This is a genomic window from Pseudomonas sp. PS01300, from assembly GCF_029960155.1.
Lineage (GTDB): Bacteria > Pseudomonadota > Gammaproteobacteria > Pseudomonadales > Pseudomonadaceae > Aquipseudomonas > Aquipseudomonas palmensis.
Map to the genome: position 1 here is coordinate 1 of NZ_JASCPN010000173.1, position 269 is coordinate 269.

Annotated in this window: 1 pseudogene; it reads right to left on the minus strand. The window is 63.9% G+C overall.

What is annotated here, in order from left to right:
• Positions 1-175: 175 nt before the first annotated feature.
• Positions 176-269, minus strand: a pseudogene (locus tag QMX96_RS26845) (type VI secretion system tube protein Hcp); the annotation flags it as partial.

The following is a 269-nucleotide window of genomic DNA, read 5'->3' on the forward strand; positions in this document are numbered from 1 at the left end:
GCTTCGCGCCCGCTGAACGACAGCACCTGAAAGTCGCTGTCGACCCCGTCCAGGGTCAGGGTGAAATGGGGCTGGTTGGCCGCTGAGAACATCCGATGTTCCTCCCGCTGCAAAAACTGGGGTGACATGCTGCCCCGGCCATGCTGGCTGGCCGGGGCAGTGAACTAACGCAGGCTTAGCCGGCGACCGGGGTACGCCAGTCGTCCGAGCCGGAGGTACCGGACACTTCGTGGGTCCAGGTGATCTTGCGGTAGGTGAAGTGCACGTCT